Source organism: Pseudarthrobacter sp. MDT1-40-2 (assembly GCF_059383595.1).
Map to the genome: position 1 here is coordinate 314874 of NZ_JBWZCL010000001.1, position 16718 is coordinate 331591.

At 64.6% G+C, this 16718-nt stretch carries 15 protein-coding genes; 3 read left to right on the forward strand and 12 right to left on the reverse strand.

Annotation, left to right across the window (positions count from 1 at the left end):
* Positions 1-41: 41 nt before the first annotated feature.
* From smc to coaD, 6 genes are all read right to left on the reverse strand, one after another.
* Positions 42-3644, reverse strand: coding sequence for a chromosome segregation protein SMC (gene smc / locus AC50X5_RS01490; RefSeq protein ID WP_494974413.1), 3603 nt, complete (start codon positions 3642-3644; stop codon positions 42-44).
* A 129-nt stretch (positions 3645-3773) separates the two neighbouring features.
* Positions 3774-4781: a bifunctional DNA-formamidopyrimidine glycosylase/DNA-(apurinic or apyrimidinic site) lyase gene (gene mutM / locus AC50X5_RS01495; protein ID WP_494974414.1), complete on the reverse strand. Its 1008-nt coding sequence runs from the start codon at positions 4779-4781 to the stop codon at positions 3774-3776.
* A gap of 3 nt (positions 4782-4784) precedes the next feature.
* A complete protein-coding gene (gene rnc, locus AC50X5_RS01500) occupies positions 4785-5522 on the reverse strand; it encodes a ribonuclease III (protein ID WP_494975197.1) in 738 nt (245 codons plus the stop codon).
* An 18-nt stretch (positions 5523-5540) separates the two neighbouring features.
* On the reverse strand, positions 5541-5744 hold the full coding sequence (gene rpmF, locus AC50X5_RS01505) for a 50S ribosomal protein L32 (protein ID WP_330189532.1): 204 nt from the start codon (positions 5742-5744) through the stop codon (positions 5541-5543).
* 36 nt (positions 5745-5780) lie between these two features.
* On the reverse strand, positions 5781-6305 hold the full coding sequence (locus tag AC50X5_RS01510) for a YceD family protein (protein WP_494974415.1): 525 nt from the start codon (positions 6303-6305) through the stop codon (positions 5781-5783).
* Between the two features lie 83 nt (positions 6306-6388).
* Positions 6389-6901, reverse strand: coding sequence for a pantetheine-phosphate adenylyltransferase (gene coaD, locus AC50X5_RS01515; RefSeq protein ID WP_494974416.1), 513 nt, complete (start codon positions 6899-6901; stop codon positions 6389-6391).
* 59 nt (positions 6902-6960) lie between these two features.
* Here coaD and AC50X5_RS01520 point away from each other — a divergent pair, with 59 nt between their 5' ends.
* Both AC50X5_RS01520 and AC50X5_RS01525 read left to right on the forward strand, forming a co-directional pair.
* Positions 6961-8184 (forward strand): aminotransferase class I/II-fold pyridoxal phosphate-dependent enzyme, encoded by a 1224-nt coding sequence (locus AC50X5_RS01520; protein WP_494974417.1) that lies wholly within the window; start codon positions 6961-6963, stop codon positions 8182-8184.
* On the forward strand, positions 8184-8969 hold the full coding sequence (locus tag AC50X5_RS01525; RefSeq protein ID WP_494974418.1) for a spermidine synthase: 786 nt from the start codon (positions 8184-8186) through the stop codon (positions 8967-8969). The genes AC50X5_RS01520 and AC50X5_RS01525 overlap by 1 nt, the downstream gene beginning before the upstream one ends.
* Here AC50X5_RS01525 and rsmD read toward each other — a convergent pair whose 3' ends face one another.
* Genes rsmD through thiL form a run of 4 tightly spaced genes read right to left on the reverse strand, consistent with a single transcriptional unit; the run spans position 8970 to position 13906 of the window.
* Positions 8970-9611: a 16S rRNA (guanine(966)-N(2))-methyltransferase RsmD gene (rsmD, locus tag AC50X5_RS01530; protein ID WP_494974419.1), complete on the reverse strand. Its 642-nt coding sequence runs from the start codon at positions 9609-9611 to the stop codon at positions 8970-8972.
* A gap of 9 nt (positions 9612-9620) precedes the next feature.
* On the reverse strand, positions 9621-11879 hold the full coding sequence (locus AC50X5_RS01535) for an ATP-dependent DNA helicase RecG (protein WP_494974420.1): 2259 nt from the start codon (positions 11877-11879) through the stop codon (positions 9621-9623).
* The gene (locus AC50X5_RS01540) at positions 11869-12843 is read right to left on the reverse strand and encodes a DAK2 domain-containing protein (protein WP_494975198.1); all 975 of its coding nucleotides are present in this window, start codon (positions 12841-12843) and stop codon (positions 11869-11871) included. Before AC50X5_RS01540 ends, AC50X5_RS01535 begins: the two co-directional genes overlap by 11 nt.
* A 22-nt stretch (positions 12844-12865) precedes the next feature.
* Complete coding sequence (gene thiL / locus AC50X5_RS01545) at positions 12866-13906, reverse strand: thiamine-phosphate kinase (protein WP_494974421.1); 1041 nt, start codon at positions 13904-13906, stop codon at positions 12866-12868.
* 55 nt (positions 13907-13961) lie between these two features.
* Here thiL and AC50X5_RS01550 point away from each other — a divergent pair, with 55 nt between their 5' ends.
* Entirely contained in the window at positions 13962-14471 is a 510-nt protein-coding gene (locus AC50X5_RS01550) for a DUF3515 domain-containing protein (protein WP_494974422.1), read from the forward strand.
* 48 nt (positions 14472-14519) lie between these two features.
* Here AC50X5_RS01550 and AC50X5_RS01555 read toward each other — a convergent pair whose 3' ends face one another.
* Entirely contained in the window at positions 14520-15665 is a 1146-nt protein-coding gene (locus AC50X5_RS01555; RefSeq protein ID WP_494974423.1) for a D-alanine--D-alanine ligase family protein, read from the reverse strand.
* Positions 15666-15667: 2 nt separating this feature from the next.
* Entirely contained in the window at positions 15668-16714 is a 1047-nt protein-coding gene (locus tag AC50X5_RS01560) for an NAD(P)H-dependent glycerol-3-phosphate dehydrogenase (RefSeq protein ID WP_494975199.1), read from the reverse strand.
* Positions 16715-16718: the final 4 nt, after the last annotated feature.

The following is a 16718-nucleotide window of genomic DNA, read 5'->3' on the forward strand; positions in this document are numbered from 1 at the left end:
TAGCTTCTCACAAACGAAGAATCGCCCTTGGTGCCAAGCGGCTAAGGGGAGTCATGTCCGATCCGCTGGCTGATCACCGTGGAGACCCCGTCCCCGCGCATGGTTACCCCATAGAGAGCGTCTGCCACCTCCATAGTCCGCTTCTGGTGGGTGATGACAATCAACTGGCTGGACTCGCGCAGTTCTTCGAAGATCGTGATCAGCCTGCCCAGGTTGGTGTCATCGAGGGCAGCTTCCACTTCATCCATCACGTAGAAGGGTGACGGCCGGGCCTTGAAGATCGCCACGAGCAGCGCCACGGCTGTCAGTGAGCGCTCGCCGCCTGAGAGCAGTGATAGCCGCTTGATCTTCTTGCCTGCGGGACGCGCCTCGACTTCGATACCGGTGGTGAGCATGTCATCGGGGTCTGTGAGCACCAGGCGGCCTTCGCCGCCCGGGAACAGCCGCTCGAAGACCCGGACAAACTGGGCAGCCGTATCCTCGAACGCTTCCGCGAACACCTTCTGCACCCGCTCATCGACTTCCCTGATGATATCCAGGAGGTCCTTCCGGCTGGAGCGCAGGTCCTCCAGCTGGCTGCTGAGGAACTGGTGGCGTTCCTCCAGCGCCGCAAACTCCTCCAGCGCCAGCGGGTTGACTTTGCCCAGGGCGGCGAGGTCGCGCTCGGCTTTGCGGAGCCGTTTTTCCTGCTCGGCACGGACAAACGGCCTGCCCTCGGGTACTTCCTGCCCGTCGTCGTCAACGGCTACCCGCAACGCTGCCCACTTATCAACGCCGTCCACTGCGGACACCGGCACAGGAACATCAGGGCCGTAATCGGCAACGAGGACATCCGGAGTCATGCCGAGTTCATCGATGGACCGGGTCTCCAACGCCTCGATGCGCAGCTGGTGTTGGGCGCGGGCCAGTTCGTCGCGGTGCACCGTATCAGTCAGTTCGGCCAGCTCACGGGCCAGGAGTTCGTTGGAGCCACGCAGTTCCAGCAGCTCCCGCTCACGCTGTTCCCGTTCCTCCTCGACCTGTTCCAGTTCGGTTTTGGCCCGTTCCAAGGACACATCATTGAAGGCCAGGACCTGTTCGACGCCGGCAGACACCGCAGCTGCCCTGCGCGCCTGCATCTGGCGGCGGCGGGCCCGCTCCGCGGCTTCCTGCCGGGCCCTTCGTTCAGTGGCGGCGGCCCTTTCCAGGGAGGCTGCCCTGTTGCGTGTTGCGGCCAGCTGCTCCTCGGCGCTGCGGAGGGCAAGCCGGGCTTCCATCTCCGCAGACCGCGCCTGGGAAGCGGCCAGTGCGAGGGCGTCGCGGTGGTCGCTGTCCGGTTCTTCTTCCGCCGGTGCCTCCTGGGCCGCGGCGAGACGGGCGCTGATATCCGCCAACGACTGCTGCTCGCGGGCGATATTGGCCTCGGCAGCTGCCAGCGAAGCAGTCAGTCTTTCGCTTTCACCTGCCGCGCTCCGCAGGACGGAGTTGAGGTGGCCCAGCCGCTCCGCGACAGCGGCGAGCCGGGCGTCGGAGTCATGCAGCCGGTCAAGTGCGGCGTCCGCCCGCTCCTGCGCTTCGTCCAGTCGCGCCTTGGCGCCTGCGAGGGCAAAGCGGGTCCGTTCCAGGTCAGCATTCAATGCTGCCAGCCGGGCGGCAGCATCGTCCACGGCAGCCTGCACTTCCAGCATGGAGGGCGCGTTTGCGGAACCACCAGCAGCCATCACGGCGCTGCAAACATCCCCATCGAGGGTAACTGCGGTGAGCTGCGGATACTCAGCAAGGAGATCTGCCGCAGCGCCAAGATCATCGACTACGGCAGTCCCGGCAAGCAGTGAGGCAACAGCTCCCTGATGGGTTCCGTCCGCCGTAGCCAGGTCTGCTGCCCACCGGGCTCCTGCCGGAAGCGGGCGGGTCGAGGCCGCAAGGGCAGAGCCTTGAAGGTCAGGGGCGGGTGCCGATTCGAGCAGGAGGAAAGCCCGCCCGGCGTCGTCCTCCTTCAGGAGCGAGATGGCGGCCGCAGCGGCTTGCACATCGGCAACGATGACGGCGCCCGCAGCATCACCCAGGGCAGCTGCGATGGCGGTTTCGTAGCCAGGTTCCACCGTAAGCCGGGAGGCCAGGGATGCGCCAACGCCGGGAAGCCCGGAGGACTCAACGTGGGCCGAACCGTCTTTGCGTTCCAGTCCCAGCAGCAGCGCCTCGTGCCTGGCCCTTACGGCGTCGCGCTCCCGCAGCACGGTGGCTTCCTTCGCTTTCAGGGCGTCGATCTCAGCGGTGAGTGCGTCAAGGGCATCGCTGGCAGCCTCGTATTCGGCGTCAAGGCTTTCTTCGCCTTCCTCGACACCGGCCACCTGTGCTTCCAGGGCGGTGAACTCTTCCTGCGCCTTCCGGCGGCGCTCCAGTCCGGCGGCCGCGGATTCCCGAAGCCGGCCCAGCTCCGATTGCGCGGATTCGACCCGTGACCTGGCCGCCCCGACTTGTCCGGCCAGCCGTGCCAGGCCTTCCCGGCGGTCGGCCACTGCCCGCAGCAAGGCGGTGAGCCTCTTGTCCTCGGCAGCCAGCGCGGCTTCCGCGGCGGTCTTTGTACTGGTGGCTTCGTCCAGGGCACTCTGTTTGCCCAGTATTTCGCGTTCCAGCTGTTCCTGCTCGCCGCGCACCCGGGCGGCCTGCCGGTCCAACTGGTCAGGATCCCTTCCGGAATCGGGAACAGCGTCGCTGGAGCCGAGCAGGCTGCTGCGTTCCCGCGCCAGGTTTCCCAAGGACCGGAGCCGCTCGCGGACGGCGGACAGCTGGTACCAGGTGTCCCTGGCAGCATTGAGGCGGGGAGTGGCCTCGGCGGCCAACTGTTCCAGCGTTGCCTGCCGCTGCCGTCCCGTTTGCAGGCCGTTTTCGACGGCGGCACGACGCTCCTTAAGCGCCGATTCGTCCGCCACGTCCTTCTGCAGGGATTCCTGGAGGGTGACCAGGTCGTGGGCCAGGAGCCGGGCGCGGGCATCACGGACATCGAACTGCACGGTCTGCGCACGGCGGGCCACTTCGGCCTGCTTGCCCAGCGGAGTCAACTGCCGCCGGATTTCTCCCGTGAGGTCGCTGAGGCGCTGCAGGTTGGCCTGCATGGCCTCCAGCTTGCGGACGGTTTTTTCCTTGCGCCGCCGGTGCTTGAGGATGCCCGCCGCCTCCTCGATGAAGCCACGACGGTCCTCAGGAGTGGCGTGCAGGACCTTGTCCAACTGGCCCTGGCCCACGATAACGTGCATTTCGCGGCCCAGGCCTGAATCGGACAGCAGTTCCTGGATATCCAGGAGCCGGCAACCGGCCCCATTGATGGCATACTCGGAGCCGCCGGTCCGGAACAGCGTCCGGGAGATAGTGACTTCGCTGTATTCGATCGGAAGGGCGCCGTCGGAATTGTCGATGGTCAGCGAAACGTGGGCGCGGCCCAAGGGCGGGCGGCCGGAGGTGCCGGCAAAGATGACGTCCTCCATCTTGCCGCCGCGCAGGGTCTTGGCACCTTGTTCCCCCATGACCCAGGACAGCGCGTCCACCACGTTGGACTTGCCGGAACCGTTAGGGCCTACCACTGCGGTCACGCCGGGCTCAAAGTCGAACGTCGTGGCCGACGCGAACGACTTGAAACCGCGGACGGTGAGGCTCTTGAGGTGCAAGGGAACAGGTTCTCCTGGTTGCGGCCGGGTGCGGCTTGTTATGGCGTCAAATCTACTGCGTCTGGGTGTCAGTGCGGCGGATGTCCGAAGGCTATGTCCCCGGACGGCGGCGCCTGGCGAGGCCGGGTGCTACCAACGGCCGTTGCGTGGCCGCGGCTGGCACACGGGACAGCTGAATGAGGAGCGGTTCATGAATTGTTCCCGGCGGATCCGCGTTGACAGTCCGGCCTCGGCACAGCGGCTGCACAGCCCGCCTTCGCGTCCGTAGGCATTGAGGGAGCGATCAAAGTACCCCGATGCCCCGTTGACGTTGACATACAGGGAATCGAAGCTTGTTCCGCCTGCCGCCAGCGCATCGCGCATAACATCCTGTACATGGCCGATCAGCTTGGCGGCCTCGGCCCTGCGCAGGGTTTCGGTGGGACGGGCGTAATGGAGCCGGGCACGCCATAAGGCTTCGTCGGCATAGATGTTGCCGATGCCGGAGATCATGCCCTGGTCCAGCAGTGCCCGTTTTAGCCCGGTCCGGCGCTTGCGGAGCCTGGCATAGAACGCTTCGAAGGAAAACGCCGGATCCAGGGGATCCCTGGCGAGGTGCGAAGCCTCCACAGGGATGAGCCGTTCCGGGATTTCACCAAGGCCACCGGGACCGCCGTCGTCAGTGGGAACCAGGCCGGTGACGAAGAGTCCGCCAAAAATACGCTGGTCCACAAACCTCAGCTGCTCGGGCTTGCCCTGGGCGGGACTGAGCCGCAGCCTGACCTTCAGGTGCTTTTCGTCAGGGACGTCCGGGCCCTGCATCAGGAGCTGACCGCTCATGCCCAGGTGTGCCATCAAGGCGATCCGTGGAGCGGCGGTTCCAGGGGCGGCCCCGGACAGCGAGCTTGCGGCTTCAGGCTGCACCTGCTGTGCCTCCTGATGCCGCGCCGCTTCAGCGAGAGGCAACCACAGGAACTTGCCGCGCCGAACTGCATCCACGACTACCGCCCCTTCAAGGTTTCCGGCGAAGTCCTCCGCGCCCAGCGCGTGGCGGCGGATGGAACGGTGGTCAACGACGTCGACCCCTGTGATAGTCCGCCCAGCCACCCAGTTGACCAGGCCCCGACGGACCACCTCGACTTCGGGGAGCTCCGGCACGTCCTAGCTACCCGGCGTCATTTCCTGCATGGCAGGCTCAGCAGAAGCGACCTTGCCACCGATGGCAGCCGACAGTACGCGCCAGGCGTCCGCCGCGGCTTCCTGTTCGGCTTCCTTCTTGGAATGCCCGGAGCCCTTGCCACGTGGAGTGCCGCCGATATGCAGGACTGCATTGAAGGTGCGGGCATGGTCCGGTCCGGAACCGTCAACCACGTACTGGATCGAACCGAGCTGCCGGCTGGCTGCGAGTTCCTGGATGCTGGTCTTCCAGTCAGTGCCGGCCCCCAGGGCCGCGGCATCTTTCAGGAGCGGACCTACCAGGCGCATCACCAACTGGCGTGCAGTCTCGATGTCGTTGGAGACGTAGGTGGCGCCGATCAGCGCTTCCATGGTGTCAGCCAGGATCGAGGCCTTGTTCTTGCCGTCGGTGAGTTTTTCGCCCTGCCCGAGGTAAATGTAATCGCCTACGCCAAGACTCCTGCCAATGCCGGCAAGGGCGCGCGTGCTGACCACGGCAGAGCGCCGCTTGGCCAGATCGCCCTCGGGAAGAGTCGGGTTGTCCCGGTACAAGGCATCCGTGACGGAAAAGCCCAGAATGGAATCCCCCAGGAACTCGAGGCGTTCGTTGGTGGGTATGCCGCCGTTTTCGTAGGCGTAAGACCTGTGTGTCAGAGCAAGACGAAGCGTCCCGGCGTCAATGGAGACACCGAGACGCTTCAAAAGCTCTTCAGTTGAAGACATCATCAGCCGTGTGGCCGATTAGACGTCAGCGACCTTGCGCCCCTTGTATTCAAGGAACAGCGCGGTGCCGGCCGAGTCAGTAACGACCTTAGCCTGGTGCGGCAGGCTGTAGGTTACCTGACCGTTTTCGACGGTCTTCACCAGGTGGGGGGCAGTTGCCTTCCACTGGGAGCGGCGGGCGCGGGTATTCGCGCGAGACATTTTCCGCTTCGGAACAGCCACGGCTAACTCATTTCTCTCTAGACAAACACTTACACATCAATTTTGCCGGTCAGGCTTAGCCATATCGGCTAGGGCAGCCCAGCGAGGATCCAGGACCTCGTGGTGGTGCCCCGGCTCGTCTTCCAGGCGTGCTCCACATTCGGAGCAAAGGCCCTGGCAGTCTTCCCGGCACACCGGCTGGAACGGCAGCGTAGTTACTACAGCGTCCCGCAACACCGGTTCAAGATCGATCAGATCGTGCTCAACTCGACGTTGCTCTTCATCGTCTTCTTCGTCCGACGGCAGCATGCCTTCGTAGAAGAAAAGTTCCTGCACATTGACCTGGAGTTCATACGCAAGGGGATCCAGGCATCGGCCGCATTCGCCGGAAACTTCGACGTCCGCGGTACCTGATACCAAAATTCCTTCGTGTACGGCCTCCAGCCTCAGGTCCAGCCCGACATCCGAGCCTTCCTGAACACCGATCAGCGCCACACCAAGATCACTCGGTGCGGGTACATGCTCGTTCAGTGTTCGCATACTTCCCGGGCTGCGCCCAAGATCCTTGACGTCAAACACCAAGCGCGAACTAGCATCTCTTTTAATGAGAACTCCTGTTGAACATATGACCGACGTATTATCTTAGCCTGATTTTCCGAGCGGACTCAAACCGGGGTGGCAGTTCCACCCGATGGCCCGCCGGACGTCCCACCGGCGAGCAGGCGCTTAAGTACAGATCGTGGCACAAACCCCGACACCTCCCCGCCCAGATCCGCCACTTCCTTGATGAGTGTGGAAGACAAGTGGAGGTAGTGGGACTCCGCCGGCAGGAATACGGTCTCCACACCGGTCAGTTGCCGGTTCATGGTGGCCATGGGCAGCTCGTAGTCGAAGTCCGATGATGACCGCAGGCCCTTGACGATGGCGGAGGCGCCGCGATGTTTGCAGTACTCCGCCAGCAGCCCTTCACCCACGGGTTCGACGATGATGCCGCGCAAGGAAGCCAGCGTCTCGCGGGCCATCCCGATCCGCTCATCAAGGCTGAAGCGGTACTTCTTTGCATAGTTTGTGGACACGGCCACGATGACTTCGTCAAACAAACCCGAAGCCCGGGCGATGACCTCAAGGTGGCCATTGTGGATGGGGTCGAAAGAGCCGGGGCACACTGCGCGTCGCATGGTCTGAACCTACCGCATGCCACAGTCGTGGGCCCATAGGTACGGGATACCATGGCTGAATGCAGCCACCCGCCAATCCCCCGTCTCTTGCCGCGCCGTGGCAGCGCACGGCCTACGGCGCCAACCTCCTCTCCACTGACGGCGGCCTGGGCGTCACCATCTTCGAAGAGATGACTACCCTGGCTACCACCACCGGGGCAATCAACCTTGGTCAGGGCTTTCCCGATGAGGACGGCCCGCAAAGCATGAAAGACGCCGCCCGGGAGGCCATTGCGGCAGGCGCCAACCAGTATGCGCCCGGCAAAGGCATCCCGGCCCTGCGCGAGGCGGTGGCCCTGCACCAGGACCGCTTCTATGGGCTGCAAATGGACCCGGAAACCGAGGTGGTCATCACCACCGGCGCCACGGAGGCATTGGCGGCCTCACTGCTGGCCTTTGTGCAGCCCGGCGATGAGGTCCTGACCTTCGAGCCCTTCTACGACGCCTACGGGGCCATCATTTCACTGGCTGGTGCAACGCATGTCACCGCTCCCCTGTCGGCACCGGATTTCCTTCCGGACCTGACATCGCTGGAGGCAGCGTTCAGCACCAGGACACGCGCCATCCTGCTGAACAATCCGCACAATCCCACCGGGGCAGTATTCCCGGCAGAACTCCTGCAGGGCATCGTGGACCTGGCAGTCAAACACGATGTGCTGATCATCTGCGACGAAGTGTATGAACACCTGACCTTCGGCGTCCGGCACATTCCTGTGGCAACCCTGCCCGGTGCCGCGGAGCGCACCATCACCATTTCCTCGGCGGGCAAGACCTTCTCTTTTACCGGCTGGAAAATCGGCTGGTTGAGCGGGCCGGAACACCTCGTGGCCGCAGTACGCACCGTCAAGCAGTTCCTCAGCTACAGTTCAGGCACCCCTTTCCAAGGCGCCGTGGCCGCCGGGCTGGCACTTCCCGACGAGTTTTATGCCGGAGCGGCAGGTGCCCTGCAGCATAAGCGTGACATCCTCAGCGAGGGCCTGCGCGCCGCGGGCTTTGATGTTTTCACCCCGAAGGGCACCTACTTCGTCAACGTGGACACGGCACCTCTGGGGATCACGGATTCGGTGGACCTGGCCCGCAGGCTTCCCGGACTGGTGGGCGTCGCCGCGATTCCCGTTCCGGTCTTCTGCCATCCTGAGGGTGCCCGACGCGTCCGCAGCCTGCTTCGCTTCGCGTTCTGCAAGAAGGTTGAACTGCTGGAAGAAGCCTCCGCCCGGCTGGCCACACTGGGCAGCAGGCTCTGATGGCAGGAGCAGGCGCAGCACCGGGCAGATACCTTCGCTCCATCGGATCCCACGCGTCCATTGAGCCGGATCAGTTCACCGAAGGCGCCTACGTGCTGAGCATTGGCGGCGCGGAACAATCGCACGTAAACCTCGAGCACCCCGACGAGGTGTTTTACGAATACCTGCGCCGGATCGCCCATGTGGTTGACCTCTGCGCTCCAGCCGGCGAGCCGATCCGCGCCTTGCACCTCGGGGCAGGAGCGCTGACCCTTGCCCGCTACATCCAGGCCGTTCGGCCGGGGTCGCGGCAGCACGCCGTCGACTATGCCCGCGAGCTGTTGGACTTTGTGCTGCAGCATCTTCCGTTGCCCGCGGGAACGCAGCTGGAAACCTGGATCGGCGATGCCCGGGAAGCACTGGAGCAGCTTGATCCCGCACTCCGCTTCGACGTCGTGATCCTGGATATTTTCTCCGGGCCTGAGGCCCCGGCCCACATTGCCAGTGCGGACTTCTACCGTGAGGCCGCAGGACGGCTGGCACCCCGGGGCGTCCTGGTCATCAACGTGGGTGATGAACCCGGCCTCACCCTGGTGCGCAGCCAGGTGGCTGCGATGCGCTCCGTCCTGACCGACGTGGCGGCCTTTGCCGAAGCTGGCATGTTCACCGGACGCTACCCGGGCAACATCATCCTGGCAGGAACACAGTTTCCCTGGCCGAAGGAATGGAGCGCTGAACTCCTTGCCCGCGGGCCGCACCCCGCCAGGGTACTCACCGGCGTGGAACTGGACGTGCTGGCCGGCTGACTAGAGCCCTGTGCCTTCCGGGGACCGTGTACCGTCCGACGACTCAAGTCCTTCGGGCAGCTCAGCAGCATCGGCCGGAACAGGCTCTGCGAACCAGAGCCGGGTCTCGCCGTACTTCCGCTCGGCAAACCGCTCCATGCCATCGGGCCAGGTAGGCTCCGGGGTGCGTTTGGAACGCTCCACCACCACCACGGCCCCTTCAGCCAAAAATGGCTGCAGCAGGGCCAGGACCGTAGCCAGGCCGGGCTCGTCCAAGGAATACGGCGGATCCAGGAACACGAGGTTCCAGAGCGTTTCCGCACTGGCGCGCTCGAGGAAGGACTCCACCCGGGAGCGGTGGACTGTAACAACTTTTCGGCCCAGAACGCCGTTCACCAGGTCCGCGTTGCGCTGGCAAACGGCGCTGGCTTTCTCATTGAATTCCACCAGATCCACAAACTTGGCGCCCCGGCTGCCGCTCTCCACACCCAGCGAACCGGAGCCCGCATATAGATCCAGGACCCGGGCATCGGCAACCACATCAAAGGCGTCCAGGCGCGAGAAGAGCGCTTCCTTGACGCGGTCTGTGGTGGGACGTGTCAGTGATCCCGGCACGCTGTTCAACGGTGTTCCGCCGGCGGCACCGGCAATGATACGGCTCATGGCCGCCTGCTAACCGCGTTCAAGGAAGGCCTCTTTCTCCGGGTTCAGGTATTCGTCAATGGCATCCGCCAGTGCCGGCTGCCCGGCGAGCGCCGGATCCTTACCGACCAGTTGCTGGGCGTCCTGCCTTGCCTGGGCGATCAAGTCCTCGTGTTCCAGCACACGAAGCAGCTTCAGGGTGGACCGGCCGCCGGACTGGGAAGCGCCGAGGATATCGCCTTCGCGCCGCAGCTTCAGGTCCTCCTGCGACAGCGCAAAACCATCGGTGGTGGCGGCAACGGCATCCAGCCGGCGCCGGCTGGGATGGCCGGGTTCCAGGTTCGTGACCAGCAGGCAAGTCCCGGGCAGGCCCCCGCGGCCCACCCGGCCGCGAAGCTGGTGCAGCTGGGAGATGCCAAAGCGGTCGGCATCCAGGATGACCATCATGGTGGCGTTGTGGACATCCACACCCACCTCGATGACAGTGGTGGAAACCAGCAGGTGGGTGGTATTGGCGGCGAAGCCTGCCATGGTGGCGGATTTGAGCGCAGGATCCTGCTTTCCGTGGAGCGCGGCGATGCTGGTGCCGGCCAGCGCGGGCTCCTGCTCCAGGTATTCAACTACTCCGGTGACGGACGCAAGCTCCCTGCCTGCGGCTTCGGTGTCCGCAGCTGTTGGTTCCGCTTCGCCCGGGCTGAAGTCGCCGTCGTCGTCCGTTCCGATTTTGGGGCAGACCACATAGACCTGGTGGCCGCGATCGATTTCTTCCCGGGCGCGGCTCCAGATCCGGTCTGCCCAGGCCGGATGTTCCGCGAGCCCCACCAGATGGGTGGTGATGGGGGCGCGGCCGGCCGGCAGTTCATCCAGCACCGACGTTTCGAGGTCGCCGAAAACGGTCATGGCCACTGTCCGGGGAATGGGGGTGGCCGTCATGACCAGCAGATGCGGAGGCTTGTTCGCCTTTGCGCGCAGGGCATCGCGCTGCTCCACACCGAAACGGTGCTGCTCGTCCACTACAATCAGGCCCAGATCATAAAATCGCACATTCTCGCTGAGCAGGGCATGCGTGCCGATCAGGATGCCGGCAGTCCCCGACGCAGCATCCAGCAGTGCCTGCTTGCGCGCTGCAGTGCTCATGGAGCCGGTTAACAGGCTCACTTGTACGCTTTCAGCGCCCAGCCCTCCCAGCAGCCCGTCCCTGGCCAGCGGGCCCAAGGTGCGCCGGATCGATTCGAAGTGCTGGGCCGCCAGGACCTCGGTGGGAGCCAGCAGCGCGGCCTGGCCGCCGGCGTCCACCACCTGCAGCATGGCCCGAAGGGCGACGATGGTCTTGCCCGAACCCACCTCGCCCTGGAGCAACCGGTTCATGGGGGAATCACGGGACAGTTCTTCCGTGAGTGTCTTTCCGACGGCGGTCTGCCCTGCCGTGAGCGTGAAGGGCAACTGCTGGTCGAAGGCGGTCAGCAGGCCATGAGGCTCCGGACGCCTGGCCGTGGCCTCTTCGGCAGCAAGCTGCGCCCGACGCCGGGCCAGCGCAGCCTGCAGCACCAAAGCCTCCTGGTACCGGAAGCGCTCGCGTGCCCGTTGCCAGTCAGCGGCCGTGGCCGGAACGTGGATCTGGCGGTAGGCCTCAGCCACCGGAAGGAACTTCTCCCGTTTGGTAATGGCAGCCGGCAAGGGGTCCGGCACGGCGTCCAGATCCATGGTTTCCAGCAGGGTTTCAACGACCTTTTGGATGGACCAGCTGGTCAGCTTGGCGGTAGCCGGGTAAATGGGGATGGGCCTGGCGGCCAGTGTTTCGGGATCGACCCCGGGAACATCAGGGTCCTCGTCCAACAGCTGAAAGTCCGGATTGGTAAGGCCAAGGCTCCCCTTAAAGCTGCTGACCTTGCCGGAAAACAAGGCCCGGCGGCCTGGCTGCAGCTCAGATTTTGCCCGGAATCCGTTGAAGAAGCTGACCTTGAGCGTGCCGGGTACGGTGCCGCGAAAATCCGTGCCGCCCACCGTCCGCAGGCTTTGTCCCGTGTCATCGGAAATAACGACGTCCGTAATGCTGCCGCGACGTTCACGCATTGACCGGGTGCTGTTGGAGACGACGCGGGCGATCAGCGTCACCTCCTCATCGTGCGGAATCTCGCTGATCAGGGTCAGTTCGCCACGGTCCAGGTAGCGCCGCGGAAAGTAATTCAACAATCCGCCCACCGTGCTGATGCCCAGGTGCTTCTCTATGACGCCGGCTGAACGCTTCCCTATTTTGCGTTCCAGGGCCAGATCGAGCTCAGCGTTCATGCCCGCCGGAGTCCGCTGTTTCCTGGAGCCTGGGCGCTGCAAGGTCACTGATGGAGATGTGGCTGGGCACTCCAAGGGACCTGATGATGGCTACGGCGGCGTCGGCCCGGGGAACGTGGACGTGAACGCGCCAACGGTAGGCGGATTCATCCTCTGACGTTCCCCCCACCCGGCTCATGATCACCGAATCACCGATCTCATCCAGCCGCTGTCGAAGTGTTGCGGCGTCCAGGGGTGAGAGGGTAATAGTGCACATCACCTCTACACCGTCGTCCGCCGGCATGTCCTCGTGGATGTGTGGATCCTGAACGTCGTAGCCGTGGAGGCCATCCAACAGTTCGCTCTGCAGTTCCTCGCCCAGTACTGCCGAGCGCAGGCAGTCAAGGATCAACAGCATTCCGACGCCGCCGGAGTCAACCACCTGCGCGGCGTGCAGGGTGTCGAGCTGCTGCTCGGTCCTGATCACGGCCGTAAGCGCGCCTTCAACTGCGGCATCGAGGGCGAGTCCCAGTGCGTGGTTGCTGTCATCGCCAGGATGTTCATCGTCCACTGCTGCCGCAGCTCCGGCGGCCGCCTCCATCACGGACAACATGGTGCCGGGGACGGGATCGCTGAGGGCGGACCAGGCCCGGATCTGGGCCCGGTGCAGCGCAGCGGCCAGCAGTCCGGAGCTGAGCCGGCCGCGCCCGGACAGCGGCTCGGCTGCTGCACAGAGGAAGACTGCGAACAGGGTCCCGGAGTTGCCGCGGGCCTGCTCCATGGCCGCTTGCCCCGCAACGGCGAGGACGGCGCCGACATCAGTTGTTGCCGGATCAAGGTCAACCAGCGATTCAGATGCCGCCCTTACCGTGAGGTAGAGGTTGGTGCCGGTATCGCCATCAGCCACCGGGAAGATATTGATGGCATTGAGGCGGTCACTGTGGTTTCCCAGGGCTGTTTCGGCCTTGCTCAACCACCGCTTCATCGCTTGCGCGTTGGCGGCAATCTTAGTGTGCAAAGTGATCCCATCCCACGGAGTCAGCGGGTTGCCCCGCAATGGTGACGCGTGTGCTGTCTTGTCCTTCTGGAAGTTGGGCAGCAAGCGCCTGTACTGAGCCTATCGCAGTGAATCCGGGAGGTAGCTGTATATCCGGCGGGAATGTGGCCAGCAATCCGTGGTCCTCTCCCCCGCCCAGTACCCAGGCCATGGGATCGGCATGGAGGAGGTCCGCGGCCGGGCGTAACGCGCCTGCGTGGGGCCGGAGCGCCGCAGGATCGAGGTCCAGGACCACGTTGCCGGCGGCTGCCAGCCGGCTGCCGTCCCGCACCAGGCCGTCTGAGATGTCCAACATTGCAGTGGCCCCGGCATCCCTCGCCGCCGGGCCTGCAGCCAGGGGTGGAACGGGTCGGCACTGGCTCCTGATCAACTCCAACTGGTCCCGCGTCATGGTGCTGATTGCCGCGTTCGACTCCAGGAGTGCCAATCCTGCGGCCGCCTTCCCAACCGCCCCCGCGAGGGCTACAACGTCCCCTGGACGGGCGCCCGGGCGGAGAACCGGAGTGCCGCCGTCGAGCGTTCCAAGAACCGCGACCGTCACGGAAATCTCCCGCCCGCGGCCCAGGTCTCCACCGGCCACCGAGCAGCGCGAGGCGCCCAGTTCACGGATGGCGTGGACCAGGCCGTCCGCGAAATCCTCCACCCAGGAGACGGCGACATCCGGCGGCAGCGTAAGGCTCACCACGAGGGAAACGGCGGTGCCGCCCATCGCGTTGATATCGCTGAGGTTCTGCGCCGCGGCCTTCCAGCCGACATCTGCCCCTGTGGTGGCGTAACCATTGGGCCAGAGAAGACGGAAATCCTGGTCCTGTACCTGGGTATCGATGCTGATGATGGAGCGGCCATCGGGCGCAGCGACAATCGCGGCATCATCGCCAGGGCCGAGGAGTGTCGCCGACTGGTGGCCGGAGTCCAGTTCAAGGCGTGGAAAGATCCGGGCCAGGAGCTGTGATTCGGAAAGGCTGGCGACGGTAAGGGCGTTGTGGGGCACGGAACTACGCTACCGCGCGGGGCCGACAATGCGCTGACCGGGATAGGCTGGGTCCATGCCCTCCACGCCTTTCCGTGCCTCGCTGATCTCTGCCCGTTGTGCACTTGTGGCCTCCGCCGCAATCGCCCTCCTGGCCCTCAGCGGCTGCTCCCCAGTGGTGGACGTCACCGCCGCCCAGGATGCAGCCAACCCCGCCTGCGCGCCCATGATGGTTGCCCTCCCGGACTCCATCGGCGACGCCGGACTACGCAAGACCAACAGCCAGGCGACGGCGGCGTGGGGCGATCCCTCGCAGGTGATCCTTCGCTGCGGGGTGAACGTCCCCGGGCCCACCACGGACCGCTGCGTCACCGTGAACGACGTCGATTGGGTCATCAAGGAGGGCGATCCTGCCTGGACCCTCACCACCTACGGCCGGGAACCTGCCACCGAGATCCTGTTCGATCCGAACTCCATCAGCTCCGCTACAGTGCTTGCAGACCTTTCCGGCGCGGCCGCGAAAATCCCCGCCACGAGGAATTGTGTGGGCCAGGAGGAGCTCCAGGACGTGCCGGCCAGTCAGTAGTTTCAACAGACTTAACCACCAATCCAGGCAGCCACCGGAACAACCGGACTAGCGCAGCCCGGTCTTTCGGGACAGCGCGAGGTGGATCAGTTCGTCAATGAGATCGGCGTACTCCAGCCCGGAGGCGGCCCACATCTGCGGGTACATGCTCTTGGGAGTGAATCCGGGCATCGTGTTGATTTCGTTGATGATCAGTTCCCCCTCCGGCGTGTAGAAGAAATCGACTCGGCTGAGTCCCTCGGCGCCGACGGCGTCAAAAGCTGTCGCAGCAAGTTCCCGCACCCGGGCAATGGCGTCCTCCGGAATATCCGCCGGGCAACTCAGTGCAGCGGCGTCGTCCACATACTTGGCGTTGAAGTCGTAAAATTCGTGGCCTTCACCGGCTACTGCGATTTCGCCCGGCAGCGATGTCCGCGGACCGCTGTTGCCACGGCCCTCCAACACGGCACATTCGATTTCACGCCCGGTGATTCCGGCTTCAATCACCAGCTTGGGATCGTGCCGGCGGGCCTCCTCGATGGCAGCGTCCAGCCCGTCCAGCGAGTCGACCTTGGAGATGCCCATGGACGATCCGGCCCGGGCGGGCTTGACGAAAACAGGGTACCCCAGCCGGTCAACACGCTTACGGACGTCCTCTGGCCCGGTTGTCCACTGCCGGTCTGTCACCACTTCGTAGGGTCCCACCCGAAGGCCTGCCGCCTCGAACACCACCTTCATGTAGTGCTTGTCCATGCCCACTGCGGATGCCAGGACTCCTGCGCCGACGTAACGCGTATCCGAAAGCTCCAACAGTCCCTGGATCGTTCCGTCCTCGCCGAACGGCCCATGCAGCAACGGAAAGACGACGTCAACGGTGCCGAGTTCCTGGGGAATTTCATTGGGGGCAGCAACGATCAACTGCTGGGCACCGCCGATTTCGGCCAGCGTCACCGTCTGGGACGAGGCCGGAACCTCAGGCAGCGTAGAACCGGCCAATGACCACCCGCTGAGGTCCCCGGATGCGAGGACCCACTGCCCCGACTTGGCAATCCCGATGGGAATGACCTCGTACTTGTCCCGGTTGATGGCACCCAGTACTCCCGCAGCTGTGACACAACTGACGGCGTGCTCGCTGGAGCGGCCGCCAAAGAGTATTGCCACGCGCGGCTTGGCGGCCGTTCCGCCGCTGGGGTCCTGTATCTGGTTCGAGGTCATTGTCAGTAATCGCCTTCGGATTTCAGTTCCCGGGCCAGCAGCAGTTGCCCGAGTTGGTCTACGGACACTTTTCCGGCCAGCACAGCCACCACAGCAGCGGTAATAGGCATGTCGACTCCAAGCTTGCCCGCGAGTTCATGCACGGCCTGGCTGGACTTGATGCCCTCGGCTGTCTGGTTCATTTCAGCCGTAACCTCGTCCAGCGTGAGTCCCTTCCCCAACAGCCGGCCGGCCGTATGGTTCCGGGACAGGGCGGACGAGCAGGTGGCTACCAGGTCCCCCAGGCCGGCGAGTCCCGACAGGGTGTGGGCCGTGCCGCCCAGTGCCAGGGCAAGCCTGGTGGTCTCAGCCAGTCCGCGGGTAATCACTGATGCCTTGGTGTTGTCGCCCATCTGCTTGCCCTCGCAGATGCCCACAGCCAGGGCGATCACGTTCTTCACGATCCCGCCTATTTCAACACCCACGACGTCGGTGCTCGTGTACGGGCGGAAATAGGGAGCCGTGCAGGCCCTGGCCATCCAGGCGGCGATCCCGGCATCAGCACTGGCAACCACTGAGGCGGTGGGTTCCTCGCGGGCGATCTCCATGGCCAGGTTGGGTCCGGAAACGACGGCAATCCGCCTGGAGTCGATCCCCAGTTCTTCGCTGATGACCTCGCTCATCCGGGCATCCGTTGTCAGCTCCAGGCCCTTCATGAGGGATACAACCACGGCATCGGCAGCGATCAGCGGTTTCCACTCCCGGAGCTGGAGCCGGAGCGACTGGGCCGGTACTGCCAGGACCACGAGACCGGCCCCGTCCAGCACCTGCGCCACGTCCATGGAAGCTGTGATGCTCGGCGGCAGTTCGACGTCCTTGAGGTACTGCGTATTGCGCCTCTTGATGTTGATTTCGTCAACGACCTCCGGGCGCCTCCCCCAAAGGCGGATGGCGGTATCGTTGCCGGAAGCCGTGGCCGCATCGGCCAGGACCTTCGCGAACGTTGTTCCCCACGACCCGGCCCCCAGGACTGCGATTGAAGCGGCCGGAACTGCCAGGCGCGCGGCCATTCCG

What these genes read in the sequence shown, in the direction of transcription:
- AC50X5_RS01535 (WP_494974420.1), bottom strand. Translation starts at nt 11,879, where the DNA reads ATGAACGCTGAGCTCGATCTGGCCCTGGAACGCAAAATAGGGAAGCGT.
- AC50X5_RS01540 (WP_494975198.1), bottom strand. Translation starts at nt 12,843, where the DNA reads ATGAAGCGGTGGTTGAGCAAGGCCGAAACAGCCCTGGGAAACCACAGT.
- rsmD (WP_494974419.1), bottom strand. Translation starts at nt 9,611, where the DNA reads ATGAGCCGTATCATTGCCGGTGCCGCCGGCGGAACACCGTTGAACAGC.
- coaD (WP_494974416.1), bottom strand. Translation starts at nt 6,901, where the DNA reads ATGCGACGCGCAGTGTGCCCCGGCTCTTTCGACCCCATCCACAATGGC.
- AC50X5_RS01560 (WP_494975199.1), bottom strand. Translation starts at nt 16,714, where the DNA reads ATGGCCGCGCGCCTGGCAGTTCCGGCCGCTTCAATCGCAGTCCTGGGG.
- AC50X5_RS01550 (WP_494974422.1), top strand. Translation starts at nt 13,962, where the DNA reads ATGCCCTCCACGCCTTTCCGTGCCTCGCTGATCTCTGCCCGTTGTGCA.
- AC50X5_RS01555 (WP_494974423.1), bottom strand. Translation starts at nt 15,665, where the DNA reads ATGACCTCGAACCAGATACAGGACCCCAGCGGCGGAACGGCCGCCAAG.
- AC50X5_RS01525 (WP_494974418.1), top strand. Translation starts at nt 8,184, where the DNA reads ATGGCAGGAGCAGGCGCAGCACCGGGCAGATACCTTCGCTCCATCGGA.
- rnc (WP_494975197.1), bottom strand. Translation starts at nt 5,522, where the DNA reads ATGTCTTCAACTGAAGAGCTTTTGAAGCGTCTCGGTGTCTCCATTGAC.
- AC50X5_RS01520 (WP_494974417.1), top strand. Translation starts at nt 6,961, where the DNA reads ATGCAGCCACCCGCCAATCCCCCGTCTCTTGCCGCGCCGTGGCAGCGC.